Genomic DNA, 26,808 nt, shown 5'->3' on the forward strand with positions numbered 1-26,808 from the left:
CTGTTTGGGCCCGAGCGGTGAAACCGGTCGATCTGCGGGCATAGTCCATGTGGGGCTAACGGTGCCCCGCGCAAACGCGGTTGATTCCGCGAAATGGGAGGTAAGTAATGGGACGTTTCACCAATCCTCGCGACCTGTATTTTGGTGAGGGTGCTCGCCACGAGGTCAAGAACCTCAAGGGCTCCAAAGCCATGATCGTGACTGGCGGCGGCTCCATGCGCCGTGGCGGCTTTTTGCAGGACGTCGAGGCGGACCTTAAGGAGGCCGGTTTCGAGGTCGAGATCTTCGAGGGCGTCGAGTCCGACCCGTCCGTCGAGACGGTCATGAAGGGCGCCAAGGCCATGGAGGCCTTCCAGCCCGACTGGATTATCGGCATCGGCGGCGGTTCCCCGATCGACGCCGCCAAGGCCATGTGGCTGTTCTACGAGTACCCGGAGGAGACCTTCGAGCAGGCCGTCGTGCCCTTCTCCTTCCCCGAGCTCCGCACCAAGGCCAAGTTCTGCGCCATCGCCTCCACCTCCGGCACCGCGACCGAGGTCACCGCGTTCTCCGTCATCACCGACTACGAGAAGGGCATCAAGTACCCGCTGGCCGACTTCAACATCACGCCCGATGTCGCCATCGTCGACCCCGAGCTCACCTACACCATGCCGGCCAAGCTCTGTGCCCACACCGGCATGGACGCGCTGACCCATGCCATCGAGGCCTACGTCTCCACCGCCGGCTCCATGTACACCGACGGCAACGCGCTGCACGCCATCCGCGAGATCGTCGAGTGGCTGCCCAAGTCCTACCAGGGCGACCATGAGGCCCGCGCCCACATGCACGACGCCCAGTGCATCGCCGGCATCGCCTTCTCCTCCGGCCTGCTTGGCATCGTCCACTCCATGGCCCACAAGACCGGCGCCGCATTCTCCGGGGACCACATCATCCACGGTTGCGCCAACGCCATGTACCTCGGCAAGGTCATCCAGTTCAACGCGAAGGACGAGCGCGCCAAGAGCCGCTACGCCTTCATCGCCAAGGACATCCTGCATCTCGAGGGTGAGACCGAGGACGAGCTCGTGGAGGCCCTTGTCCAGAAGATCCGCGACCTCAACGACGCTCTCGACATTCCGCAGGGTATCAAGAACTACGGCCAGTACGGCGTGAAGGCCGATGAGTCCATCATCGACTACGATGAGTTCGAGGCTAAGAAGTCCGAGGTTGCCGCCAACGCCATCCTCGATGCCTGCACCGGTTCCAACCCGCGTATCCCCACGCAGGAGGAGATGGAGCAGCTGCTCGAGTGCGTCTACACGGATACCCCGGTCACGTTCTAGTCTCCCTTGGCGTGCGCGCTGCGTGATTCGCGGCGTGCACGTGCGATGTCATCGCACACATGAGCCGCCCTGGGCAGTTTTGAACTGTCCCAGGGCGGTTTTTTTGATGCTTGTTCTTACGATCGCCCGATTTCCGCGCTTGCGTCCCGGCCGATGCCGCTGTTGGTCGGCCCCCGGCCTCCTTCACTCGACGACGCGAAGAAACGTGGGTTTGAAACGAGTGCATTATTTCAAACCATTGATTTCTCACATAAACGGCCTTGGTAATGTGATTTATCACGGGTTTGAAATGAACGCGCTCATTTCAAACCCGTGTTTCCTCACAATCCAGCAGGACGAGCGGGCGGCCAAGGAGGGTTTGATCGATTTGTCAAGCCCCGAATAGGTCGTACGGCCATATTGGGGGTACAGACGGTCGAAAGAACTTTCAATGTGACGCAAGTCGAGCTCTGATGATGCGATTTCGACCTTTGACCCGACCGTTGGCCGATGAATTGCCACCGCCCATGGATAAAAATGCATCGGCTGTGGCGCTGAGCTGGGTGTCAGATAATCCCCAACCACGTGCAAGACTCATTCCGTCGTCTCATTGATACCGTAGAGGTTCCGAGGTGTGCGGATGACGGGACGACATATGGGGGACGCAAAACAGCGAGTTTTGGATAAGTTCGACCGGTGTGACCGGAAGGGACTGTGGCTGATGCCGGAGTGCCACGCAGAAGAGGCCTTGCTGCATCGGCTTCGCGCGGCAGGCGAAGTGACCTGCCCCTGTCGAGGCATCTTCGCACGGACCGCGGCGTATGGGTCTGCCCCGCCGCGCGTGCGTTCCTACAAGCTCGTCCGCACTTTGGGCAAAACGCACCCGGAATGGATATTCTGCCTGTATTCCGCTGCGATGGTGCACGGATTGCAGGTTCCGAACCGGCTGCTCGACAAGGCGCACGTGGTGTCGGCGCTCCCAAACAGCCCTGCAAGTCCAATCGCGCGCCACACGTGGGCGCTACGCGATGGCGACGTCGTCAAGGTCATGGGAGTGCAGGTGACGTCCTTTCGGAGGACTCTTATCGATTGCCTCTGCGCGGCGCCGTTTAAAGAGGGTCTGGCGATTGTCGACTCCGCATTGCATTGGGGGATGACAAGTGAGGAAGAGCTGAGTCAGTGGCTGGCGGAGGATGGCTTCCGTAAACGGGGTGTTCGCCAGGCACGCGAGACGCTGTTGTGGGCGGATGGGAGAAGTGAGAACGGAGGAGAGTCCATCGCGCGCGCCACGATGATCGAGCTCGGTTTCCAGCCGCCTGAATTGCAGGTGGAAATAATCGACCCCATGGAACCGGACAACCCGAAGTACGGTGACTTTGGCTGGTGCTTGAGCAACGGCCACTGGATCATCGGCGAGCTGGACGGGCTGGAGAAGTACCGGGCGAGAGCGGCGAATGCCGGCGATATCGATGCGGTGATTCATGCCATGGCGAAGGAGCGCCGTCGGGAGGCGCATATCAACATGGCCAATGCAACGGTGATTCGGTTCTCCATGGAGGAGGTCTACAACGTCGAGTACTTCGAGAACCTGTTGACGACGGCGGGCGTTCCTCGACGGGATTACGTCGACCGGGCGTCACGACAAGGTGTTGTGCGCGGCGGGACATCGCGCTGATATGGCGAATTGAAACAGCGGGGACGATTTCAAACCCATGATTTTTCACATTTTGAGGCTTGGTAATGTGATTTACCAACGGTTTGAAATTGTGGCGTCATTTCAAACCGTTGATTTCTCACAGAAAGCAGCTTGATAATGTGATTTATCAGGGGTTTGAAATCGGGACCCTCGTTTCGGAGCTCGCGTTTCGAAGCGCGCGTGTCGGCTTTGTTACGAATGTATAAAAGTGAATGAATCAATCAGAAATGATAATATTTACTGTCAAACTTTCGCAATATTGCAAATGTTTTGATGGGCAATGCATATGGAAGCGACGAACGGCCTCGGGTCGGACAACGGTCCCGGAAGCGGCAGCGGACCAGGGCTCGGCAACGGCCCCGGGAGCGACGCACGGCCCCGGGTCCGGCGGGCGGAGCTGCATCGCAGCGTATACATGGCAGAAGGGCGGAACACATGGCGTATCAGGTAGGAGTCGTTGGCGCAGCGGGGTACGCCGGGGCGGAGCTCGTCCGCTTGCTCCTCGCACACCCGGATTTCGAGCTCAAGGCGATAACGTCCAACGCCGATGCCGGTGTGCGGCTCGCGGACATCTACCCCGCGTTTACGGGAGAGACGGACCTCGTGTTCACCAGCCATGACGATCCCGCGCTGATGGCCCTCGATGCGGTGTTCCTTGCCGTCCCGCATACCGCAGCCATGGGGATGGCGCCCAGCCTCTTGGCGCACGGCGTCTCGGTGTTCGACTTGTCCGCGGATTACCGGCTGGCGAGCGCGGAGGTCTACGAGGAATGGTATGGGGTCCCGCACGCCTCGCCCGAACTGCTCGCAGGGCGCGCATTCGGGCTTCCGGAGCTGTTCGCCAAAGATCTCGCCGATGCCCGTGCCAGTTTGGAGACGGGGGAGCCAGCCCTGGTGGCATGCGCGGGGTGCTATCCCACGGCCACGTCGCTGGCGGCTGCTCCGGCGTTGCGCATGGGCTGGTGCCGCGAGGATACGATTGTGGTGGTGGATGCCGTCTCTGGCGTGACGGGCGCGGGAAAGGGCTGCAACGCCCGCACGCATTATTGTTCGGCCGATGAAAATGTCGAGGCATATGGTGTGTGCAAACACCGTCACACGCCGGAGATCGAGCAGATCTTGCAGGCGAAAGACCGTGTGGTGTTCACGCCGCACCTCGCGCCGCTCAAACGCGGACTGCTGTCCACCGTGACGCTGAGGCTCACGCAGGAGGCGGCAGCTATGGATGTTGAGGAGGCCGTCGAGGCGTACCGCTCGTTTTACGAGGATGCGCCCCTTGTCACCGTGCTCGATGCGGGCGCCATGCCGCGAACTGCCTCAGTGGCGGGCACGTGCCGGTGCCAGATCGGCCTCGCCGTGGACCCGCGCACGGGAGTGCTGGTGGCAACGGGAGCCATCGACAACTTGTGCAAGGGGGCTGCCGGTCAAGCTGTGCAGTGCGCCAATATCGTCTTTGGGCTCGAGGAGCGACGAGGTTTGCCGCTTGTCGCCATGCCAGTCTAGCCAAAACGAGTCCTAAGGGATGCATTATGAACACGACCTTCAACACGACCTCGACATCTTCCGCCGTATCGTTGCGCCCCATCGCTCGGGGCGGCGTGACGAGTGCGCAGGGCTTCACCGCCGCCGGCGTCCATGCCGGTTTTCGAAAGAACCCGGGCCGCGCCGACCTTGCGCTCGTGGTCGCCGACCGCCCCGTTGCCGCAGCCGGCGTCTTTACCACCAACCGGTTCTGCGCAGCCCCCGTGCAGGTGAGCCGCGAGCAGCTCGGCGGAATCGAGCACGGATATGGCACGATGCGCGCTGTGGTCATCAACTCCGGTAACGCCAACGCTGCGACGGGGGAGCCCGGTCTCGCCATCGCACGGGAGACCTGTGGCGTCGTCGCGGATGCCCTAGGTTGCAAGGCAGGTGAGGTGCTTGTCGCCTCGACGGGGGTCATCGGTGTCCCCCTCGATATCGAGCCCTTCGAGCAAGGGGTCCCGCAAGCGGCGGCGGCGCTTTCGCGCGAGGGCGCCCATGATGCGGCCCGCGCGATCATGACGACTGATACGCATGCCAAGGAGTACGCGGTTGCGTACGAGAGCACGGCGCCGGGTTTTGAGGGCTGCGCGTTCACTGTGGGCGGTATGTGCAAGGGCTCGGGCATGATCATGCCGAACATGGCGACCATGATCGCCGTCATCACCACCGACGCCCCCGTTCAGCCCGCCGCCCTGCACGAGATCTTGCTCTCGCAGGTGCGTGTGACATTCAACAAGGTGACCGTCGATTCGGACAGCTCCACCAACGACACGTGTGTGATATTCGCCTCGGGTGACGCGGCACCGGGCGTTGCGCTCATCGAGCAGGGGACGCCGGCCTACGCCGAGCTGTGCCAAGCGGTCCATGCCGTGTGCGAGAACCTTGCCCGTGCAATCGCCGCGGACGGCGAGGGTGCCTCGAAGCTCGTGACCGTGAACGTTCACGGTGCCGCTACCAAAGCCGATGCCGATACCGCCGCCCGTTCCGTTGCCAATTCGCCGCTGGTCAAGACTGCGATCGCCGGTCACGATTGCAACTGGGGGCGCATTGCGGCGGCCCTTGGCAAATGCGGGGTGCCGTTCGATCAGAGCCGGGTCGACATCGACATCATGGGGATGCCCGTGTGTCGTGCCGGCCTCACCGTGCCCTTCGATGAGGCCGAGGCCCTGCGACGATTCGAGGAGCCCGAGATCGTCATCGAGGCCAACCTGGGCGCGGGCACGTGCTCCACGACGGTGTGGACCTGCGACCTCACGCACGAATACGTGTCCATCAACGCCGATTACCGTTCCTAGGAGCAAGTCATGAAATACGCACGCGACAGCAGGACCTCGCTTTCAAGCGAGGAGACCGCGCAGCTGCTCTTCGAGGCGCTGCCTTGGATGAAGAACCTGACGGGCAAGACGGTCGTCATCAAGTACGGCGGCGCCGCGATGGTGGACGAGCGCCTGCGTGCCGATGTGATGAGCGACATCGTGCTGCTCAAGATCATGGGGATGAAGCCGGTCATCGTCCACGGCGGTGGTAAGGATATCAACGCCGCGCTCAAGCGGCACGAGATCCCCGTGGAGTTCCGCGGCGGCCAGCGCGTTACGAGCAATGAGGCGATGGAGCTCGTGCGCGAGGTGCTCGTGGGAAAGGTAAACGGACAGCTCGTGTCGGCGGTCAACCAGCACGGCAATCTTGCCGTGGGCGTGTCGGGCTCCGATGCGGGAACGATTGTGGCCGAGCAGCTCGCGCCCGAGTTGGGCCGTGTGGGGCGCATTGTCCGCATCAACGGCGGCTACCTTAACAACCTGGTCGAGAACGACTACATTCCCGTCGTCGCGACCGTGGGCGTTGGCGAGGACGGCGGTTTTTACAACATCAACGCCGATGTCGCCGCAGGGCACATAGCCGCTGCGCTTGGCGCCCACAAGGTGATCTTCCTCACGGACGTCGACGGCCTGTACGAGGACTTTTCCGATAAGTCCTCCCTCATATCGAACCTCACGGTCGACGAGACGCGCGCCATGTTGAAGGACGGTGCGATCGACGCGGGCATGATCCCCAAGCTCGAGAGCTGCATCGCCGCCCTCGCCGGCGGCGTGCTGCGCGCCCACATCATCAACGGGACCATGCCGCATTCGCTGCTGCTGGAGCTGCTCACCGACGCGGGCATCGGCACGGTGATTCACGCGTCCCGCAATGCCTACGAATACGACCGCCATCCCGATCCGTCGGCGTATGACGCCGAGGCCTGCGCGCCGTCTTCGCCAGCACCGCTTGACGCGTTTTCCGCGCGCTTGACCGAGAACAGCTAAACGAGAAAGGGGAGGCGTATGTCGCTTGCGGCTCAACAGACGCTCGAGTCTTCATATGTAATGCACACCTTCGGCAGGTCGGAGGTAGAGTTCGTCGGCGGTCACGGCATGACGCTCGTCGACGACGCGGGACGCGAGTACCTTGATTTTCTCGCGGGAATCGGCGTGTGCTGCCTGGGTCATGGGCACCCGGCGGTTTCGCGTGCCGTGGGGGAGCAGGCGGATCGGCTGGCGCACGTGTCGAACTACTTCTATATCGAGCATCGAGGCGAGGTGGCGGCGCTCATCTCCAAGCTTGCCAACGGCGATGTGGAGGGTGCGCGGGCATTGGCTCATGCCATGGATGCAGGTGATGAGGAGGCGGTGCGCGCCGCGTCTGCCCCGGCGGAGGGCGAGCAGGTGTGGAAGACATTCTTTGCGAACTCGGGTGCGGAGGCAAATGAGGGTTCGATGAAGCTCGCTCGCCTGTACGCCAAGCGTGTCGGCAACGGCGGTAACACGATCGTGTGCCTGCGCGGCGGTTTTCACGGGCGCACGCTCGAGACCATCGCGGCGACCATGCAAGATTGGCTGCAGGATAGCTTCCGGCCGTTGCCGGGCGGCTTTGCGGCGTGCACGCCGAACGACGTTGATGAGCTGAGGGCCATCTTCGATGCCCTGGGCGATGAGATCTGCGCCGTCATGCTCGAACCCATCCAGGGGGAGAGCGGCGTGCATCCGCTCACGCGCGAGTTCATGGAGGCAGCGCGCGACGTGGCGCATGAGCATGGAGCGCTGCTCATTGCCGATGAGGTCCAGACGGGCATCTTCCGCTCCGGCAAACCGTTTGCGTTCCAGGTTCTCGGGGTAGAGCCCGACATCATGAGCCTGGCAAAGGGTATCGCCGGCGGCGTTCCGGCGGGGGCGTGTGTGGCCAAGAAGGAGATTGCCGACGTGTTCCGTCCCGGCGACCACGGGTCGACGTTCGGCGGGAGCTGCTTGGCAGTTGCGGCGGCGGCAGCCGTGCTTTGCGAACTCACGCTCGGCGCATATGACGACCGCGCCGCCGAGGTGGGAGCCTATTTTGCGGAGCGTCTTGGCAGCTTGGATGCGGTTCGCGAGGTGCGTGGCATCGGCCTCATGGTGGGCTGCGATATCGCCGAGGATGTGGGAGATGCCCATGATGTGGTGGCGGCGATGCTCGCGGAGGGCTTCGTGATCAACGCTACGGGCCCGCATACGCTGCGGTTCCTACCCCCGCTCATCTGCGGTACTGCGGATATCGACCGGCTCATTTCCGCTCTCACTCGCGTTTTGGCCTAGTTGCCGCTATACTGTTCACCCACGGGCGATTGGCGCAACGGTTAGCGCAGGTGCTTTACACGCACAAGGCTGGGGGTTCGAATCCCTCATCGCCCACCATAGAACGTCAACGCGGGGGTCACGGCGCCCCCGCGTTTTCGTTTGAATTGCGTGGATTCGAACCCCGTTCGGGGTGCGGAGCTGAGGAAACGGCGCGAGCCGTTTTCCAGCGCAGCCCGCAAGGCGCGCGAGCGCCGCGGCGGGAGGAGGGCGGCGCCAGCCGCCCGGCGAATCCCTCATCGCCCACCATAGAACGTCAACGCGGGGGTCACGGCGCCCCCGCGTTTTCGTTTGAATTGCGTGGATTCGAACCCCGTTCGGGGTGCGGAGCTGAGGAAACGGCGCGAGCCGTTTTCCAGCGCAGCCCGCAAGGCGCGCGAGCGCCGCGGCGGGAGGAGGGCGGCGCCAGCCGCCCGGCGAATCCCTCATCGCCCACCCATGTTTTTGAACGCGGGGGCAGAGAGTGCCCTCGCATTTTTGTTTATGATGGTGAGGACGAACCTGCATCGCGAGAAAGGCTGCCATGAGCGACTTCGACCTCTCGAACTATCCCGTCCTGCCGTGCGAACCCACGGGTGGGCTGCACGACAAGCTCGCCCGCGTGAAATACGTCTTCACCGACCTCGACGCCACTATGCTGGCGCCTGGCTCCTGCGCCCTCTCGGACAACGACGGCAACCCGTCAACCACACTCGTCGAGGCCATCGTCGCCCTCAAGCGCGCCGGTATCGAGATCATCCCGTGTTCCGGCCGTGCCCGCGTGATGATGCACGAGGACTCCCGCATCCTCGGTTTCAACTCTTACATCGGCGAGATGGGCGGCCTGCTCATGCTCGACTTGAAGGCGAACCGGTGGGAGTACTTTACCGGCGACATGCCCTACGACCCCGATTGCGGCCTCACACCGCATCAGGTCATCGAGCGGGCAGGCGTGTGCCAGGGCATCATCGATCGCTGGCCGGGGCGCATCGAGTACCACAACGACATGGCCAACGGCATCAAGTACCGCGAGGTCACCGTCGGCATGCGCGGCGAGGTGCCGGACGATCAGGCACAGGCGATGATCGACGTCGCCGGGCTCGGTCTCGTGTGGGGCAACAACGGCTATCTCACCCACGTGTCCAAGCCCACCACCCTCGACCTCGGCGAGGACGGTCCCGGTCGCGCCTTCAACATCATGCCCGCCGGCCTCAACAAGGGCCGCGGCATCGAGCGCTTTTGCGAGCTGTGCGGCATCGACCGCTCCGAGACCCTCGCCATCGGCGATTCCGAGTCCGACTTCCTCGCCGCCCCCTACGTGGGGACCTTCGTGTGCGTGGAAAATGCGCTCAAGGACCCGGCTGCGCCCGCGCTCATCGAGGAGAACGACAACGTCTACATCACGCGCGGCAAAGTCGTCGAGGGTTGGATCGCGATGGCGAACGCCCTGCTGGCGGCTAAGGCGTAGAAAGACCACGCGGGATTGCCCCGTATCGCGCAGGCGAAATATCACACGGTGCCGCTCCGCACGGTGGGCACGGCAAGAGGGGAGAGCGTTTGATGCTCGATAGCGAACGACCGATCGGTGTATTCGATTCCGGTTTGGGTGGGCTCACGGTGGCACGTTGCATCGCCGAGGCGCTGCCGCATGAATCGATCTATTACGTGGGTGACACCAAGCGCTGCCCGTATGGCGTGCGTTCCGAGGAGGAGGTCCGCTCGTTCGTCCTCCAGGCGGGGCGCTGGCTGGCCGAGCGCGACATCAAGATCATGGTGATCGCCTGCAACACCGCGACGGCGGCGGGTCTGCGCATCGCACAGCAGATCCTGCCCGTACCCGTGATCGGCGTGATCGCGCCCGGAGCGCGCGCCGCCATCAATTCGACCCGCACCCGCAAGGTCGGCGTGCTCGCCACGCCGCTCACCGTGCGTACCGGTGCCTATACGCGCGCCATTCAGGACTTGGACGCGGGCGTCGACGTGTATGGCTGCCCCGCTCCCAGCTTCGTCGAGATGGTCGAGCGTGAGCTTGCCACCGGGGCCCACCTGCAGGAGCGCTGGCTCCAAGACGGCGACATCTTCGACACGCCGGAGAACCGCGTGGAAGTGGAGCGCACGTTGGCGCCGATTGTCGATGGCGGGGCCAAGGTGGATACCGTGGTCTTGGGCTGCACGCATTTCCCGCTGCTTGCAGGACCCATTCGTCATGCGCTCGGCCCGGGCGTGCGCGTTGTGTCCTCTGCGGAGGAGACCACGCGTGAGCTCGAGGACATCTTGCGTCGCCGCGACCAGCTGGCGCCGGAGCCCGTCCGTCCCGAGCATCGCTTTGCCACCACGTCCGACAACATTGCCGAGTTTGCCGCGGCCGGCAGCTTCATCTTCGGTCAACCGCTCAAGAGCATCGAGCATATCGCACTCGACGAGCTTCGCGGGCTGTAGGGACCGCTGCGGGGACCGCCCCGTGGGCAAGACCGAGGCGGGCCGCGAACGTTGAGTGCCGTTCGCCCGTCAGCCTGAAGTCGGCTGCCCGCGTTTGGTGAGACCCCAACCCATATACGACTCACAGGTACGTGTCGCGCCATGCGCGCTCAGATCGAAAGGAACGAAATCCATGGACCGCATGCTCATCGACCGCTCATACGGCCGCGCAGCAAACGAGATGCGCCCCGTCAATCTCACCCGCGACGTCATGAAGAACGCACTGGGCTCCTGCCTGGTTGAATTCGGCGATACGAAGGTGCTATGCGCCGCCACGATCGAGGAGGGCGTGCCCGGCTGGCGCAAGGCGAGCCGCCAGGGTTGGGTCACTGCGGAGTACGCCATGCTTCCCGCGTCCACCAATCGTCGTACTCGTCGCGAGACGAATAGCCGCAAGGGCCGCTCCATGGAGATCGAGCGCCTGATCGGCCGCAGCCTGCGCACCGTGGTGAACATGAAGGCCCTCGGGGAGTGCACCGTCACCGTGGACTGCGACGTTATTCAGGCCGATGGCGGTACGCGCACGGCCAGCGTCACCGGCGCCTGGGTCGCGCTCCACGACGCGCTCATGGCCTGGGTGGAGGCGGGGAAGATCTCCCGTCTACCCCTCACCGGCCAGGTCGCCGCCGTTTCCATGGGCCTCGTGGACGGCTGCGAGCTGCTCGACCTCGATTATTCCGAGGACAGCCATGCCGAGATCGACATGAACCTCGTCGCCACGGATTCCGGTCAGATCATCGAGATCCAGGGCACCGGAGAGCAGACGCCTTTCGACCGCGCGCGCCTCAACCGGCTGATCGACCTCGGGGAGCTCGGCATACGGGAGCTCATCGACCTGCAGAACGACGTGACGGCCTTCCGCGACTGAGGAATGCGGGGCGCCCAGGTTCCCACTCGACCCATCAGACGCCCGTCCGGGCGCACGTAAATCGACAGAGCACATGAGAGGACAGGAGGCGCACATGGCGCTGGATAAGATCGACATCGATACCCTCGACTCCGAGCGCACCATCGTGGTGGCGACGGGCAACGCCCACAAGCTCACGGAGATCGAGGCGATTCTGGGCGCGGTCCTGCCCGAGGTCCGCTTCGTCGCCCTGGGACAACTCGGGGACTTCGAGGACCCGGAGGAGAACGGGACGACCTTCGTGGAGAACGCCATCATCAAGGCCGAGGCCGCCGTCGCGGCGACGGGGCTCGCCGCTATCGCCGACGACTCCGGCCTCGTGGTCGATGCGCTCGACGGAGAACCTGGCGTCTATTCCGCCCGCTATGCCGGCGTTCACGGTGACGATGCCGCGAACAATGCCAAGCTCCTGAGGAATCTCGGTGATACGCCGGATGTGGAGCGCACCGCACGGTTCATGAGCGTCATCGCCCTCATCGAGCCCTCGGGTGCCGTCCTCACCGGCACGGGAGCCTGCGAGGGTACTATCGGCCATGAGGGCCGCGGTGACCACGGCTTCGGCTACGACCCGCTGTTCCTGCCGGACGACACGCCCGGCAAGACCATGGCCGAGCTCATGCCAGAGGAGAAGAACGCCATCAGCCATAGGTTCCACGCGTTGCAGGACCTCTCGCGCCAGCTCGTCGGCTCGGCGGGCGACGCCGCGGCGGAGGGCCGCTGACGTGCGCGCCGTCGTCCAGCGCGTGTCTCATGCCCGTGTGAGCATTGGCGGCGAGCTCGTGGGGTCCATACGCCGCGGGTACCTCATCTTGCTCGGCGTTGGTCATGCCGACACGCGTGAGACTGCCGAGAAGCTCTGGGGCAAGATCTTTGCCCTGCGCATCAACGATGACGCGGAAGGCAAGACCAACCTCGCCCTCGACGATGTAGCGGGCGAGGTTCTCGTCGTGTCGCAGTTCACGCTGTTCGCCAACTGCAAAAAGGGCCGCCGCCCGTCCTTCACCGAGGCCGCGCCCCCGGCGCAAGCAACGGAGCTCTACGAGTACTTCGTCAGTCTCGCCCGAGCCGATGTGCCGCACGTCGCGACAGGCCGCTTTGGAGCCAACATGCAGGTGGAACTCGTCAACGACGGCCCCTTCACCATCGTCCTCGACACCAACGAGCTGTAACTCGCAAGACGAATCGACACCCACCCCGGCACACCGATTGCCGGGATTGCCTATGCCCACCGGGAGATTGCCTATGGAAAACATCCTTTTCGCAAGTCCAAAGGGACGAACGTCATAGGCAATCTCCCCCGTGCCATAGGCAATGTTGTGCCCATGGCCGGCGTGACCTTGAGGGACACGCCGTCTCCCTGCTATACTTCCAGCGTTTGTATATTTTGGGTGCAATCTGTACTTTTGCGCCCCAACGGAGGCTATAGCATGGAAGAGCTGGAAGTTAACCACGTCGCGGAGATTCAGGATGCGCTTGCTGGAATGGTCGGCGACCGTGTGAAGGTTAAGGCCAACATGGGCCGAACCCGCGTTATCGAGCGCATGGGCGTCATCAAGGGCGTGCACCCTGCCGTGTTCATCATCGAGGTCGACGAGCGTCGTGGTCGCAAGTCCCGCCAGTCGTATCAGTACGTCGACGTGCTCACGGGTACGGTCGAGCTGTTCGACCCCGAGAGCGGCGAGCACATCTTCACCCCGCTTGGCACGCAGCTCGAGGAGCACTAGATGTCGGCGACCGGTCAAATGACGGGCACTGTGCCCAACCCGGCGTTCGACCCGTATCGCGCAACCGCTCGTGCGCAGGGCACCATAGCCCCGCAGGGCCGGTTCATGCTTATCACCGCGCCCGCCAAGATCAATCTGTACTTGGGGGTTCATGAGGGCACTGGCGAAGACGGCTACCACCGTGTCGATACGGTCATGACGACGCTCGACCTCACGGACACCTTGGCCATCGCGCCGTCCGATCGCCTCATGGTCAAGACGGTGCCCGAGGCCGATTTTCCGCAGGAGAGCAACACCGCCTACAAGGCCGCAGTCGCGATGGGCAAGGCGTTCGATCGCGAACCGAACTTCGCCATCCTCATTGACAAGCATATTCCCATCCGCGCAGGACTCGGTGGTCCGTCCACCGACGCCGCTGCGACTATCATGGGTATCTGCCGCTATTGGGGTGTTGACCCGCGTGATGAACGCATCGATGCCGTGGCTCGTTCCATCGGCGCCGATGTGCCGTTCTTCCTCTACGGGCCACCCGCCCACCTGGATGGACGCGGAGATCGCATGAGCGAGTTGTTCCGCCCGCTCACCGGCACTCCTGTGGCTCTGGTCAAACCCATGACGGGTGGCGTGTCCACGGTCGAGGCATACCGCCGATTCGACGAGGCCCCCGTTGCGGCCAGCCCGCTCGAGCCCATGCTCGAGGCGATGCGGTCCCACGACGAACAGGCCATCTTCGAGCATGTCTCGAACAACCTTGCACCGATCGCGCGCGAACTGTGCCCCCAGATCGGCGAGATCGTGGACTGGATGCGCGAGCAACCCGACGTCCGCGCGGTCGATGTCTGCGGTTCCGGCGCGACCGTCTTTGCCGTGTGCAACACGCAGATGGCGGCCGAAAAGATTGGCATCGCGGCCATGAAGGAGCATGGTTGGTGGGCGCAAGCTGCGAAGATGGAAAAAACTGGACCAATTATCGCTGTGGGCTAGATTTTCATCCGAGGCTTTGATACTATAGCGAAGCTTCGGGTTGTGGCTCAGCTTGGTAGAGCACCGCGTTCGGGACGCGGGGGTCGCTGGTTCAAATCCAGTCAACCCGACCATCGATTTTTACAGGGTCGCCTTCGGGCGGCCCTGTTGCGTAAGGGGCTCTGCGAATGCTGGCATATGGCAAGAAGCGTGCAAGGCCCCATAGATTGTCTAGAAGCCGTTTACCGAGTCCTTACGAAGGGCCTCGATCGCCCGTGTAAAATAGGCGGATGTTGTGCAGAGCCATGGCGGCGGGTTATACTCATTCGAGCTGTAACGCGCACGGTGTTTCGCCGTTCACGCCAAACGGAAAGTTTCTGGGAGGAAATGTATGTTCCCTAAAGGTTTTGAGTGGGTTGTCATCCTGATCGTCGCCCTGCTGATCTTCGGTCCCAAGAACCTGCCTAAACTCGGCAAGTCCCTGGGCAAGACCGTCAAGAACATCCGTGAGGGCATGTCTGGCGAGGAGTCCACCACCGAGGACGCCGAAGTCGTCGAGGAGGACGACGAGGTCGCCCAGCTCGAGGCTCAGCTCGCCGAGGCCAAGGCCAAGAAGGAAGCCGCTGCCAAGGACGCCGAGTAACCCGCTCGCAAAAGGGTTGATCGCGGCCGGTTGACCCGCTTTGGGTTCACCGGTCGCTTTGCTGTTATTCTGCACAATAAGAAGAGGAGTTCGACGCATGGATGCAAACCAGATCGTACTGACCGCCGAAGGCCGCAAGAAGCTCGAAGAGGAGCTCGCCTATCTCGAGGGTGAGAAGGCCAAGGAGATCGTCGAGCACATCAAAGAGGCCCGTGCGTTCGGCGACCTTTCCGAGAATGCCGAGTACGATGCGGCCAAGGAAGACCAGGCCCGCAACGCCGCCCGTATCGCCGAGATTCGCGCCACACTCGCCAACGCTCAGGACGCCGTCGCCGGCTCCAATGCGATCGTCTCCATTGGCAGCATCGTGACGCTGATTGACGGCGACGGCGAGGTCTCCGACTTCACCATCGTCGGTACCACCGAGACCAACGTGCTTGAGCACAAGATTTCCAACGAGTCTCCGGTCGGCCGTGCCATCATCGGTCATGCCGAGGGCGAGAGCGTTGAGGTCGTGCTTGCATCTGGCAAGAAGCGCGTTTTCACCATCGCCAAGATCACGCGCTAGGGTTCGCGCTCCGTATTTCCGGTAGAACCCTAGCGCTCGTTCCGCTCCCTGGCGCCTCATGGCGCTGGGGGCGGTTTTCGTTTACGTTGCTTATGGCGGGGACGATGTCCGCGTCTCCCGTTGACCATCACTGTCCGACGGACCCGATTCCGTCGTATGAGAGGAGCTGTTCGCATGGCCGAGAACCTCGTTGCCACCGAGGCCGTCAACACGCTGAATGACGAGCGAGCCCGCCGTCTCGCCGACCGCGCCGCCCTGTACGCCGCCGGCAAGAACCCCTATCCCGAGCACTCCAGCGTGACCGACCACGCGGCCGATTTGCTCGAGCGCTACGAGGGGCTTGCCAATGAGGAGTTTGCTCCCGAGGTCGTCACCATTGGCGGCCGCGTGGTCGCCAAGCGCGGCCAGGGCAAGATCATGTTCATCGTCGTGCGCGACCCCTCCGCCGATATCCAGCTTTTCTGCCGCGTGAACGATGTGGAGGAGGAGTCCTGGGAGGTGCTGAAGGAGCTCGACCTCGGCGATATCGTCCAGGCGACCGGCCAGGTGACCCGCACCAAGCGCGGCGAGCTCTCCGTCGCCCCGCGCACGGCGCAGCTGCTCTCCAAGGCCGTGCGTCCGCTGCCCGAGAAGTTCCACGGTCTCTCCGACAAGGAAACCAGGTATCGCCAGCGTTATGTCGACCTCATCGTGAACGAGGGTGTGCGCGAGACCTTCCGCAAGCGCTCCGCCATCGTCTCCGCGTTCCGTCGCTACATGGAGGACAACGGCTACATGGAGGTCGAGACCCCCATCCTGCAGTCCATCCAAGGCGGCGCCACCGCCAAGCCGTTCATCACGCACTTCAACGCGCTCAACCAGGAGAACTACCTGCGTATTGCCACCGAGCTGCACCTCAAGCGCCTGCTCGTGGGCGGCTACGAGCGCGTGTTCGAGATCGGCCGCATCTTCCGCAACGAGGGCATGGACCTCACCCACAACCCTGAGTTCACCACCATGGAGGCCTACCGCGCCTACTCCGATCTCGAGGGCATGAAGGAGCTCGCCGAGGGCGTCATCAAGGCCGCCGCGCGCGCCATCGGCCTCGAGGGCATGATCGACTACCAGGGCCAGGCCATCGATTTGTTCTCCCCGTGGCCGTCTCGCCCCATGACCGACGTCGTGTCCGAGGTCCTCGGCCGCGAGGTCACCATCGACACTCCCGTCGAGGAGCTCCGTGCCGCCTGCGACGAGCACGACATCGAGTACAAGCCCGAGTGGACCGCCGGTAAGCTCATCGCCGAGCTCTTCGACGAGCTGGGCGAGGCCATCCTCATCAACCCGACCTTCGTCGTGGATTACCCGGTCGAGGTGTCCCCGCTGGCCAAGCGCCACGAGGACGACCCGCGTCTCACGCACCGCTTCGAGCTGTTCATCGCCGCGCACGAGTACGCCAACGCGTTCTCCGAGCTCAACGACCCGGTCGATCAGGCCGAGCGCTTCGCCGCGCAGATGGAGGAGAAGGCCGGAGGCGACGATGAGGCCATGGAGTACGACGAGGATTACGTGCGCGCCCTCGAGTACGGTATGCCCCCGGCGGGCGGCATCGGCATCGGCATCGACCGCGTGGTCATGCTGCTTACCAACTCCACGTCCATCCGCGACGTCCTGCTGTTCCCGCACATGAAGCCCGAGAAGGGCTCCAAGTCCGGCGCCGCTGCCGCCAAGGCCGCCCAGATGGCCGAGGCCGCGGGCGCCGCGAGTCCGTTCCTCACACCCATGAAGCCCACGGTCGACTACTCCAAGGTGGTCGTCGAGCCGCTGTTCGAGGACTTCGTCGACTTCGACACCTTCGCCAAGAGCGACTTCCGCGCCGTGAAGGTCAAGGACTGCGTCGCCGTGCCCAAGTCCAAGAAGCTGCTGAACTTCACCCTGGACGACGGTACCGGCACCGACCGCACTATCCTGTCCGGCATCCACGACTACTACGAGCCGGAGGACCTGATCGGCAAGACGCTCATCGCCATCACCAACCTGCCCCCGCGCAAGATGATGGGCATCCCGAGCTGCGGCATGATCATCTCCGCTGTCCATGCCGAGGCAGAGGGCGACGAGACCCCCGAGCGCCTCAACGTGCTGATCGTGGATGACAGCATCCCCGCCGGCGCCAAGCTGTACTAGGCTTTCCCAGGCACCCGATCTTGCCGTTCAAGCGGGGGCGCGCCACCCTAAGGTGTACGCGCCCCCGCTTTCGCGTCAATATCGGGCACTTGGAAAACCCTAGCTTCGCACGGGGCACCCCGCCTTCGGGTTCAATCGTCGGGCGCCGCACGCAAGGTGTGCGCCCTCCTCTTTCGCACGAAATGGTGCAGTTGGGGACGTACCCCAACTGCACCATTTTGTGAAAGGCCGTTCGAGCTGCTCGAGCGGCCTTTCGCTATGAAATGAGCTCCAGTGCTCGGTCGGGGGTGATGCATGCCTCGGGGAAGCGTTGCAGCAGCGGGGCATCGCGCGTGACGATGTAATCCGCTTGCGCGGATTCGCCCGATGCGAGAACCAGATTGTCCTCCAGGTCTCCGAACTTATCTCGCAGAGACCGCGCCATGGTGCATTCAAAAAGACCGAGGGGCGTTGGCGTGGCGAGCTCAAGGATGCGCTCGACGCATGCCCATGCGACGGGTTCGTATGATGGGCCCGCTTTGCCCTCACGCATATCCTGCTGTCGAAATCGCCTCGGCAGGATGTAGAACACGTCCTTTAGGGTGGTGGGGCAAACGAGCAGGGTCGTCTCGCTCAAGATGGCGGCCTCGAGCAAGCGCTCTGATGCGCCTGCGTCGACTTCGCTTCGCATGAAGTAGTCGATCCACACGTTGGTGTCGATTATCAGGCTGAGGTTTTTGCCGGATACACGCATCGGGCCTCCATCTCGCCGATCATGTCGTCGTACATCTCGTCGCGCAGCTGATGCCAGGTCTTTTCCCCTAACAGGTCGCCGGTGGGACCCGTGTAGCCGTGTTGTCGTGCGGCCCTGATTGCCAAGCCGGCGCCGTCATGGATGAGAGATAGCTTCCTTTGTCGGTCTGCGTCTATATCGCATGCCTCGGCCTCCTTCATAAACGGGGGCACATCCTGGTGGTCACATAGATATGTCCAAAGCGCCCGAACGGCCTGGCTGGGGCTATAGCCGCACTGGCTCAAGACCGCGTCGCCTCCGACTTTTATCGAGCGTGCTAGGCGTGTGTTCATTTGCATTGTCGCTTCCATGGCTCCTCCTGACGCTATACGTATAGCATAAGTGTATCAGGTAACGGACCATACGCTTCGCCGTCTGCCGAGCGGTGAACGGTTTCGCGCCCGCCATAAGCTACTTAGCGTTACTATGTAGCTACTACCTAGTAAGGCAAAGTAGCTTTGCGGAAGAGCGGCTCAAGGCGGTGGTGCACATGTTGCGTTACATGCAGGCATTGGTAAAAGTCATGGTGAAGAATCCTGTTTTGTGGTTGGTTATCCTGGTGTGCCAACTCATGTTGGCGGCTCCGTTTATCAAAGGCGACGACACGATGGGCTACTTCCTGGGAGCGGAGCAGCTCGATACCGCGTTGCGAGAGAGGCGCAAGAGCATTGAGGAAGGTGCGTACGACTCCGCTCCGCCCGAGTTCCGCGAGCAGATGAAAGAGGAACTGAGCCTCATGACGCGGGCGAGCCTGACCGATGATCCGGCGGAGTACGCCCGTCTACGCGCCCAACTTCTCGCGAGTGACCTCGAATCATTCAGGGCGGGCAATCTGATCGGCCCCACCGAGAAGAGTCTCGAGTCGGAATACCAGTTCTTCACCCTGCTCTCCCAGCAAGAAGACTCGCGCATATTCGAAACGTACCGCGAGGCTCCTGCGTTGTTCTATTTCGCTGCGGCATACAGCTCGCTTCCCCTGCTCATGTGGGTGTTGCCTTCGGTTGTGCTGGCGGTACTGCTCAACCGCTCGGTGAGTGGCAGATGCCTGCTCGCTCAAGCTCCCTTGGGGTGCTTTACCGCGATGGCGGGTCAGATCCTTGTGCTCTCGGTGCTCTCGGTAGGCGCAATCATCCTTATCGCCCTTCCCTCGTTCATTATCCCCATGCTCGTCAATGGTTTCGGCGAGGCGAGTTATCCAGTAGTGAATGTGTTGGGCGAGGCCCAGACAGCGGTGCGCGAATGGTCGGTGGGAGAAATTGTTCCCCGTGTCCTACTAATGCTGCTTCTAGCGGCCATGTTTTCCACGCTTCTCACTCATGCGATAGCCCGTGTCGTGCCGAGGCGAATCTTGTTTGTCGCCCCTGTGACGGTTTGCTTGCTCCTGGCTTGGCCGATGGTCGAGGCGTATATGGCGATGGGGTCGCTCCCCGGCGTCGAAAGCGTGAATAATGAATCTGCCATGCTCGAGGTAATCGCGCCATACAATCCGCTTTCATATTTGAACGACTTTATGGACGTGGCGGGTCGTGCGAACTATTGGCCCAATCAGGTTCAGCTGAACGACGAGCGCCTTACGCTTGGATTGGCGGCTGTCGTACTGTTGGGGTGGGCGTTCGTGGCCCTTGCAATTGCCTTTGGCGCTGTCGCTGTGCGAGGCCGGGCGCTTGCTCGCAAGGATGCCCACCGCCCCGCTTCGTCCGGTAGCGGCATGGTCGTCCAGGGAGTCTTGTTATCATACGGAACCCATGTGGTGATTGACAACGCCTCATGCGAGCTGCCCCCGGGCACGATCACGGGACTCATAGCGCCGAATGGCAAGGGCAAGACGACGTTGCTCGAGGCCATGGTGGCGTTGAGCGGGACGCGACGTGCGGGAAGCGTGCATGCCAACGGCATTGCATCGGCGCAAGCGGCGTTTCGCAGGCTGGTGCTGTACGTTCCCTGCGATGCAGGACTGCTGTACCCCAACCTTTCGGCGGCGGACCATATCAAGCTCGCCGCAGCACTGTGGCCCGATAAGGTGGACACGCGCAAGCTCATCGAGCTGTGCGGTCTTACGGGTTATCTCAACAAGCCCGTCCGCGCGTATTCCTCGGGCATGAAGCAGCAGTTGGCGCTTGCGGTGGCGTACTGTACGGGTGTTCGTTATCTGGTGCTTGACGAGCCCATGAACGCATTGGACCCTGGTAACGTGGCACTCAATACGTACATCATGAAGCGCTTGGCGTTGCAGGGAATGAGCATCTTACTCTCATCGCATATTCTGTCCAACCTCGACGAACTCTGCGATACCATGCTGGCCATCAAAGACGGCTCGCTCATTCGTGCTGCACTCGATGCGGAGAGCGGGGGCGCGCGAGAGGTGTACGAGCGGTTGTTTGGAATGCCTCGCACATACGGGAGCGAAGGGAAGGATGGCACTCCATGACCTCATCGCAGATGTTGAAAGGCGTGCTCGAGGGGTGCGTGCTGGCGCTTGTCGGGCGAGGGGAGACCTACGGGTACGAGCTTGTGGGCACACTTGCATCGTGCGGGCTTTCGGGTATTGCCGAGGGCACTCTGTACCCGCTGCTCATGCGCCTGGAAAAGAAGGGCTTCATCTCCTCGACGTACCGCGAGTCCGAGATGGGCCCGCGTCGCAAGTACTACCGCATCACGCCCGAGGGCGCGGCGGAGATCGACGCGTTCGCCGAGGAGTTCGCGAAGCTGTCCGACGTGGTGGAGAGCGTACTGGGGGAGGAGCCCGGCAGCGCAGCTGGGAAAGCGCTCGGCAGCGTGTCCAGGCCAACATTCGAAATGAGCGAGAGTATCGAGGAGAAGGCGGGGAAGACCCATGCGTGAGACCATCATCACCCTGCGTGTGCGCAATGCAAAGCTCGAGTGCGCCTTGGCATCCAAGTCGGCGCAAAACGCGATTCGGCGCATCCGGACCGAGCTCACCCGCCGTGGCCTCACCACGGCTCAACGCGAGGGCATCTTGCACGACAATCTGCTCATGCTGGCGGAGTGCGAGTCCTCGGGCGGCGATCCAGTCGAAATGCTGCTGGGCACCGCCAGCGTGTCGTCCTTCGATGCGGCGATCAACGCGTTTTGTGACGGCGTCGCGCCCGAGTGTCCGCGGCTGCCTACGGCGCTCGTCGTCGTGAGGTTTTTCGCCCTGATGCTCGTAGCGCTTGCCGTGGTGCTCGCCGCGCACTTGGCGTACCGGGTTGGCAGCAAACCCCCGGGAGGCTGGCTGCCCTGGTACATGGTGAATCTGCGGACCTTCGACATGCTTATGTTCAACATGGAGGTCGTCCTGGTGGCGACAGTCTTTCTTATCGTGCAAATCGTCTCAGCACGTGCTCGCCGTAATCCATGGCCGCATGCGTTGCCTGCAGTTGCGGCACCTTTACTGCATGCATTGCTCATGTGGTATACGTCAGTAGTCGGCGTCATCACGCTGCCCGGAGGTGTCATCATCTTCAATCCTCTCGTATTGGATTCCATCGCTCCGATTGTCCAGGCGCAGGCTTCGATGCGAGCGATGTTACCGGGGGAATTTGGCTCAATTGTGTATACGAGTGACCAGCCGTGGATGAACGTCAACTACCTCATTTTATTTGCAGCGATTGCAATCGTGCTTGTCTTGAGCGCACTCGTTGTATACCTCATCGAGTCGCGCAATCCACGTACGTAGTCCGTTCATCGTGGCACATGCACGCCAAAGCGCGCTAAAGGGGCACGTCCCCCTTTGGCGCGCGGTCGTCCCATGCGGCTGTCGGAACATTGATACCGTCGATTTCTCACAGAAAACGGCCTAAAACTGTGAGGAATCAGGGGTTTCAACGTACGCGAGGAGATTCCGCTGCCGCCGTCTAGCGACATCACGGAAGCGTCTGCGGGCGCGTGCTGGTTTGGCGCGTTGATCTTTGGGAATATACAAAACCGTATGTGAAGTATTCACTGACGTTGTTCCAAGGAGGCACCATGGACTACAAGATCACCGGTTACGAACCAGCCAAGCTATTCCATTACTTCGAGGAGATCAGCGCTATCCCGCGCGGCTCCGGCAATGAGAAGGGCATCAGCGATTACCTGGTGGCGTTCGCCAAAGACCGCGACCTATGGGTGTACCAGGACGACGTATATAACGTGATTATCAAGAAGCCCGCCTCCGCAGGCGCCGAGGACAAACCCGCCGTAATGCTGCAGGGCCACATCGATATGGTGTGCGACAAGCTCGGGTCCGTCGAGCACGATTTCGAGAAGGACGGCATCGACCTGGTTGTCAAAGACGGCATCCTTACTGCTAACGGCACCACGCTCGGTGCCGACAACGGTATCGCCGTCGCCCTCATGCTCACCGTGCTCGATGATGATGCGCTTGCCCATCCGGCACTTGAGTGCGTCTTTACCACCGATGAGGAGTCCGGCCTCGTGGGCGCCGAGACCCTCGACAAGTCCCAGATCGACGCTCGCATCATGATCAACCTCGACTCCGAGGAGGAGGGCGTTGCCACCGTGAGCTGCGCCGGCGGCGTCGTGGTCACCTACACCCGTCCCATCACGCGCGAGCACAAGTCCGGCAGCACCCTCACGCTCGAGATCTCCGGCCTGTTGGGCGGTCACTCCGGTGCTGATATCCACCTTGAGCGCGGCAACGGCAACCTCATCATGGCCCGCATCGTCGAGCGCCTCATGGCTGCCGGCGAACCCGCCCTTGTGAGCTTCAACGGCGGTACCAAGGACAACGCCATCAACCGCGAATGCAAGGCGGTCCTTGTCTACAAAGATCACGCCGCCGCCGAGGCGGGCGCCGAACTTGCCCGGAGCATCGCCGATGCCGTCTCCGCGGAGCTCGAGGTCTACGACCCCGGCTTCTCCTGCGCCCTCGCCATCGCCGACGACGCCGAGGTCGAGGCCATCAACGAGGACACGGCGCTCGCCTTCGTGCGCACCCTTCGCCTCGCGCCCAACGGCGTGATGCGCCGCAACCTCGCGGCGGGCGGTGCCGTGGACGTTTCTTCCAACATCGGCGTGGTCGCCACTTCCGACGACGAGGCCACGATTCTGCTGTCCCCGCGTTCCTCCATCACTTCCCTGCAGGAGGAGTTCAAGGACCGCCTGCAGACGCTCGCCGACGTTCTGGGCTTCGACGCCAAGTTCGAGTACGAGTATCCGGGCTGGAGCTATGCCGAGCACTCGCCCGTGCGCGACGTTTTCCTCGAGAGCTACCGCACGTTGTTCGGCACCGAGCTGCGCATCGAGTCCATCCATGCCGGCCTTGAGTGCGGTCTGTTCGCCGAGGCCCTCGACGGGCTGGACGCCATTGCCGTGGGCCCAACCCTCAAGGACGTCCACACGCCCGACGAGAGCATGGAGCTCGCCTCCTCCGAGCGCTTCTACACGTTGCTCGTCGACGTGCTCAAGCGCCTCGCCGCGTAGCGCGGATTTTCAGTTGGGGACGTATTCCAGTTGCAACAGAAGAGGACGTCCCTACCAACTTCATCATCGCGCCTCCGGTAAGCCCACGGGCTACCGGAGGCGTTGATTCGTTTGGCGTCATGTTGCGCGGCTCCAAAAGGAACGGTGCTCGCGCAAATGGGCTCGCCCCCCGTTGATCTTGAGGTTTCGTTACGAAGCGCGTTGCGTCCGTGTGTGTCACTTCAACGATTGAGCTGCTATCGGGTATGATGGTGAACCTTAAAGGGTACAGACCAAAACTAATACGTCTGAGATAGCACGTAAGAGGTACACGCATGTTGGATCGATTCACCGACCGCGCACGCAAGGTCATGTCACTTGCGAAAGAGGAGGCCAAGTCCCTCAAGACCACCAAGGTCGGCACCGAGCACCTGCTGCTCGCGCTCGCCAAGGAGCAAGAGGGCATTGCCGCCGAGGCCCTGCGCGACCTCGAGATCACGTACGATGACGTCCTGGAGCAGCTTAAGGAAATCCGCAGTTCGAAGGCGGATGAGCAGGAGACCGAGGATGCCAAGCTCGCGTTCACGCCGCTTGTGATCTCGGTTATGGAAAAGAGCTTCCGCCTGGCGCGCGAGAACAACCAGACCTATGTTTCCACGGAGCACCTGCTGCTCGCCATTGTGAGCGAGGGCGACGGCGTCGCGATGGACATCTTGCGCCGTTTGGGCGTTTCCGCCGCGAGTGTGCGCACCGCTGTGGAAAAGCTCACGTCAAACGACCAAGGCAAACAGCGCCCCCTTGCGGGCGCCGGTTCCGGTCGCCCGGGCGCGGGGCTGCCGTTTTTTGGCGGAGGAGCGCAGGGGCAGGCGGGCGGCAAGACCGAAAGCACGCTCAAGCAGTTCGGGACCAACCTCACCGAGGAAGCGCGCGCCGGCAAGCTCGATCCGGTCATCGGGCGCGAAAAGGAGATCTCCCGCATGATGGAGATCTTGTCCCGCCGAACCAAAAACAACCCGCTCATTCTGGGTGATCCGGGCGTGGGCAAGACCGCGATCGTCGAGGGGCTGGCACAGGAGATCGCGGCGGGCAACGTGCCCGAGAACCTTATGAACCAGAACGTCTGGACGCTCGACCTGCCCGGGCTCGTCGCCGGCGCCAAGTATCGCGGTGAGTTCGAGGAGCGCCTTAAGAACGTGATCGCCGAGGCAACCGAGGCGGACGACATCATCCTGTTCATCGATGAGATGCACACGCTCATCGGCGCGGGTTCGGCGGAGGGCTCCATCGACGCAAGCTCCATGCTCAAGCCTGTGCTCGCCCGCGGCGCCTTCCAGATCATCGGTGCTACCACGGCCGAGGAGTTCCGCAAGTACCTCGCCAAGGATCCTGCTTTCGAGCGCCGTTTCCAGGCGATTGATGTGGATGAGCCGAGCGTCGAGGACACGGTGGCGATTCTCGCCAAACTCGCCCCCAAATACGAAGAGCATCATCATGTTCGGTACACGACCGCGGCGCTCGAGGCGGCCGCGAGCCTGTCTAACCGCTACGTCCAAGACCGCTTCCTGCCCGATAAGGCGATTGACCTCATGGACGAGGCCGGCGCCCGCGCGCGCATTGCCCGCAACAAGGCCCCCGAGGCGGTTCGCGAGGCGGAGGCGCGCGTTGCCGAGCTCAGGGCGGGCATGGATGAGGCGACCGCTGCCGACGACATGAACAAGGCCGCAGAGCTCAAGGAGCGAATGCAGGCTGCTGAGATTGCCCTGGGCGAGGCCCGCGCCGCTTGGACTGCGGAGCTCGACGCGAGCCCCATCGTCATCGATGTGCCGCAGATCGCCGACATCGTGTCCGTGACTTCGGGCGTTCCCGTCTCGTCGCTCACCGAGGACGAGAGTCGTCGCCTGCTTGCGTGCGAGAGCGCCCTCAAGACGCGCATCATCGGCCAGGACGAGGCCGTTGCCGCCGTCGCAAAGGCCATTCGCCGCAGTCGCAGCCCGCTCAAGGACCCCCGCCGCCCGGGCGGCTCGTTCATCTTCCTCGGCCCCACGGGCACGGGCAAGACCGAGCTCGCCAAGACGCTCGCCGAATATCTGTTCGGCAGCAAGGATGCACTCATCAGCTTCGATATGTCCGAGTTCGGCAGCCAGTACGAGGTCTCCAAGCTCATCGGTTCGCCTCCCGGCTATGTGGGCCACGAGGAGGGCGGCCAACTCACCAAGGCAGTCCGCCGCAGCCCGTACTCGGTCGTCCTGTTCGACGAGATCGAGAAGGCGCACCCGGACATCTTCAACATACTGCTGCAGGTGCTCGATGAGGGACGCCTCACCGATAGCCAGGGCAAGACGGTGGACTTCCGCAATACGGTCGTCATCATGACGAGCAACGTCGGCGCACGCGAGATCGCGCAGGACGCGAGCGTGGGCTTTGGCACCACGGGCGAGGCCGGTCTCACCGCCAACGAGATCAAGAGCCGGGCGATGGGCGAGCTCAAGCGTTTGTTCCGGCCTGAGTTCATCAATCGCGTGGACGACATCGTGGTATTCCAAAAGCTGCAGGGCGAGAGCCTGACGCGCATCGCCGAGCTGCTCGTTGCCGACCTGCGCGAACGTCTGATTGCCAACGGCATGAACATCGTGCTCACCGACGAGGCGCTCGACAAGATCGTGCGCGAGGGTACCGATCTGTCCAACGGGGCCCGTCCGCTGCGCCGCGCCATCCAGCGGCTGATTGAGGATCCGCTCTCCGAGGAGCTGCTGGCGGGGGAGTGGAATGCCGGTGACACGGTGCTCTGCGATGTGGCGGATGGCAAGTTCGTGTTCAGCCATACGACGGGCGAGATCCCCGCACCCCGTGCGGTTGGCGCGTTGGGTGCCGGTTTTGGACCTTCCGCTCCGCGTCGCGCCACGAGTGCTCCGCGCAAGACCAATAGCGCCGGTGGCCTCACCAGCGTCGGCGCGGGCGCGCAGTAAACGCAAGGATGCGATTTGGACCCGTGTGCCAAAGGGGTGTTCCCCAAAGGCGCACGGGTCCAGTTTTTCGCGCTGAG

23 protein-coding genes and 2 tRNA genes are annotated in these 26,808 nt (G+C 62.7%); 23 read left to right on the forward strand and 2 right to left on the reverse strand.

The genetic code is table 11. The features are described from left to right. The first annotated feature begins 107 nt into the window (after positions 1-107). The 18 genes from ACT8II_RS01600 (at position 108) to lysS (ending at position 17,587) form a co-directional block, all read left to right on the forward strand. Positions 108-1,322, forward strand: coding sequence for an iron-containing alcohol dehydrogenase (locus ACT8II_RS01600; RefSeq protein ID WP_118654332.1), 1,215 nt, complete (start codon positions 108-110; stop codon positions 1,320-1,322). A gap of 700 nt (positions 1,323-2,022) precedes the next feature. Further along, a complete protein-coding gene (locus ACT8II_RS01605; protein ID WP_443812868.1) occupies positions 2,023-2,976 on the forward strand; it encodes a hypothetical protein in 954 nt (317 codons plus the stop codon). 456 nt (positions 2,977-3,432) lie between these two features. Continuing rightward, positions 3,433-4,500, forward strand: coding sequence for an N-acetyl-gamma-glutamyl-phosphate reductase (argC, locus tag ACT8II_RS01610; RefSeq protein ID WP_294158139.1), 1,068 nt, complete (start codon positions 3,433-3,435; stop codon positions 4,498-4,500). A 26-nt stretch (positions 4,501-4,526) separates the two neighbouring features. Then, positions 4,527-5,816, forward strand: coding sequence for a bifunctional glutamate N-acetyltransferase/amino-acid acetyltransferase ArgJ (argJ, locus tag ACT8II_RS01615; RefSeq protein ID WP_118654329.1), 1,290 nt, complete (start codon positions 4,527-4,529; stop codon positions 5,814-5,816). Positions 5,817-5,825: 9 nt separating this feature from the next. Next, complete coding sequence (gene argB, locus ACT8II_RS01620; RefSeq protein ID WP_118654328.1) at positions 5,826-6,824, forward strand: acetylglutamate kinase; 999 nt, start codon at positions 5,826-5,828, stop codon at positions 6,822-6,824. A gap of 18 nt (positions 6,825-6,842) precedes the next feature. Continuing rightward, the gene (locus ACT8II_RS01625) at positions 6,843-8,126 is read left to right on the forward strand and encodes an aminotransferase class III-fold pyridoxal phosphate-dependent enzyme (RefSeq protein WP_118654327.1); all 1,284 of its coding nucleotides are present in this window, start codon (positions 6,843-6,845) and stop codon (positions 8,124-8,126) included. A 23-nt stretch (positions 8,127-8,149) separates the two neighbouring features. Continuing rightward, a tRNA-Val gene (locus ACT8II_RS01630) sits at positions 8,150-8,225 on the forward strand. Between the two features lie 463 nt (positions 8,226-8,688). Beyond that, positions 8,689-9,612, forward strand: a complete 924-nt coding sequence (locus ACT8II_RS01635; RefSeq protein WP_118654326.1) for an HAD family hydrolase — start codon at positions 8,689-8,691, stop codon at positions 9,610-9,612. A gap of 92 nt (positions 9,613-9,704) precedes the next feature. After that, positions 9,705-10,583 (forward strand): glutamate racemase, encoded by an 879-nt coding sequence (gene murI / locus ACT8II_RS01640; protein WP_294122419.1) that lies wholly within the window; start codon positions 9,705-9,707, stop codon positions 10,581-10,583. 172 nt (positions 10,584-10,755) lie between these two features. Then, on the forward strand, positions 10,756-11,490 hold the full coding sequence (gene rph, locus ACT8II_RS01645) for a ribonuclease PH (RefSeq protein ID WP_118654324.1): 735 nt from the start codon (positions 10,756-10,758) through the stop codon (positions 11,488-11,490). A gap of 94 nt (positions 11,491-11,584) precedes the next feature. Next, a complete protein-coding gene (gene rdgB / locus ACT8II_RS01650; protein ID WP_118654323.1) occupies positions 11,585-12,250 on the forward strand; it encodes an RdgB/HAM1 family non-canonical purine NTP pyrophosphatase in 666 nt (221 codons plus the stop codon). Position 12,251: 1 nt separating this feature from the next. Beyond that, positions 12,252-12,698: a D-aminoacyl-tRNA deacylase gene (dtd, locus tag ACT8II_RS01655; protein WP_443812869.1), complete on the forward strand. Its 447-nt coding sequence runs from the start codon at positions 12,252-12,254 to the stop codon at positions 12,696-12,698. Between the two features lie 258 nt (positions 12,699-12,956). Then, a complete protein-coding gene (locus ACT8II_RS01660; RefSeq protein ID WP_118654321.1) occupies positions 12,957-13,253 on the forward strand; it encodes a Veg family protein in 297 nt (98 codons plus the stop codon). Then, positions 13,254-14,237, forward strand: a complete 984-nt coding sequence (gene ispE, locus ACT8II_RS01665) for a 4-(cytidine 5'-diphospho)-2-C-methyl-D-erythritol kinase (protein WP_199588938.1) — start codon at positions 13,254-13,256, stop codon at positions 14,235-14,237. Positions 14,238-14,273: 36 nt separating this feature from the next. Then, a tRNA-Pro gene (locus tag ACT8II_RS01670) sits at positions 14,274-14,350 on the forward strand. A gap of 257 nt (positions 14,351-14,607) precedes the next feature. Beyond that, a complete protein-coding gene (locus ACT8II_RS01675; protein WP_118654320.1) occupies positions 14,608-14,859 on the forward strand; it encodes a Sec-independent protein translocase subunit TatA/TatB in 252 nt (83 codons plus the stop codon). Positions 14,860-14,956: 97 nt separating this feature from the next. Further along, complete coding sequence (greA, locus tag ACT8II_RS01680; RefSeq protein ID WP_443812870.1) at positions 14,957-15,427, forward strand: transcription elongation factor GreA; 471 nt, start codon at positions 14,957-14,959, stop codon at positions 15,425-15,427. Positions 15,428-15,601: 174 nt separating this feature from the next. Further along, a complete protein-coding gene (lysS, locus tag ACT8II_RS01685; protein WP_294158096.1) occupies positions 15,602-17,587 on the forward strand; it encodes a lysine--tRNA ligase in 1,986 nt (661 codons plus the stop codon). 256 nt (positions 17,588-17,843) lie between these two features. Here lysS and ACT8II_RS01690 read toward each other — a convergent pair whose 3' ends face one another. Together ACT8II_RS01690 and ACT8II_RS01695 are read right to left on the reverse strand one after the other, a co-directional pair. Then, the gene (locus ACT8II_RS01690; protein WP_118654317.1) at positions 17,844-18,320 is read right to left on the reverse strand and encodes a PIN domain-containing protein; all 477 of its coding nucleotides are present in this window, start codon (positions 18,318-18,320) and stop codon (positions 17,844-17,846) included. Next, positions 18,290-18,658, reverse strand: coding sequence for a hypothetical protein (locus tag ACT8II_RS01695; RefSeq protein ID WP_302741393.1), 369 nt, complete (start codon positions 18,656-18,658; stop codon positions 18,290-18,292). Before ACT8II_RS01695 ends, ACT8II_RS01690 begins: the two co-directional genes overlap by 31 nt. Before the next feature lie 191 nt (positions 18,659-18,849). Here ACT8II_RS01695 and ACT8II_RS01700 point away from each other — a divergent pair, with 191 nt between their 5' ends. The 5 genes from ACT8II_RS01700 (at position 18,850) to ACT8II_RS01720 (ending at position 26,731) form a co-directional block, all read left to right on the forward strand. Further along, entirely contained in the window at positions 18,850-20,787 is a 1,938-nt protein-coding gene (locus tag ACT8II_RS01700; protein ID WP_443812871.1) for an ATP-binding cassette domain-containing protein, read from the forward strand. Next, positions 20,784-21,200: a PadR family transcriptional regulator gene (locus ACT8II_RS01705; RefSeq protein WP_118654314.1), complete on the forward strand. Its 417-nt coding sequence runs from the start codon at positions 20,784-20,786 to the stop codon at positions 21,198-21,200. The genes ACT8II_RS01700 and ACT8II_RS01705 overlap by 4 nt, the downstream gene beginning before the upstream one ends. Next, positions 21,193-22,038: a hypothetical protein gene (locus ACT8II_RS01710; protein ID WP_118654313.1), complete on the forward strand. Its 846-nt coding sequence runs from the start codon at positions 21,193-21,195 to the stop codon at positions 22,036-22,038. Before ACT8II_RS01705 ends, ACT8II_RS01710 begins: the two co-directional genes overlap by 8 nt. A 290-nt stretch (positions 22,039-22,328) precedes the next feature. After that, positions 22,329-23,786, forward strand: a complete 1,458-nt coding sequence (locus ACT8II_RS01715; RefSeq protein WP_118654312.1) for an aminoacyl-histidine dipeptidase — start codon at positions 22,329-22,331, stop codon at positions 23,784-23,786. Positions 23,787-24,100: 314 nt separating this feature from the next. Next, complete coding sequence (locus ACT8II_RS01720) at positions 24,101-26,731, forward strand: ATP-dependent Clp protease ATP-binding subunit (RefSeq protein ID WP_304292490.1); 2,631 nt, start codon at positions 24,101-24,103, stop codon at positions 26,729-26,731. Positions 26,732-26,808 lie beyond the last annotated feature (77 nt).

Origin of the sequence: Collinsella sp. (assembly GCF_052346665.1) — a bacterium.
Lineage (GTDB): Bacteria > Actinomycetota > Coriobacteriia > Coriobacteriales > Coriobacteriaceae > Collinsella.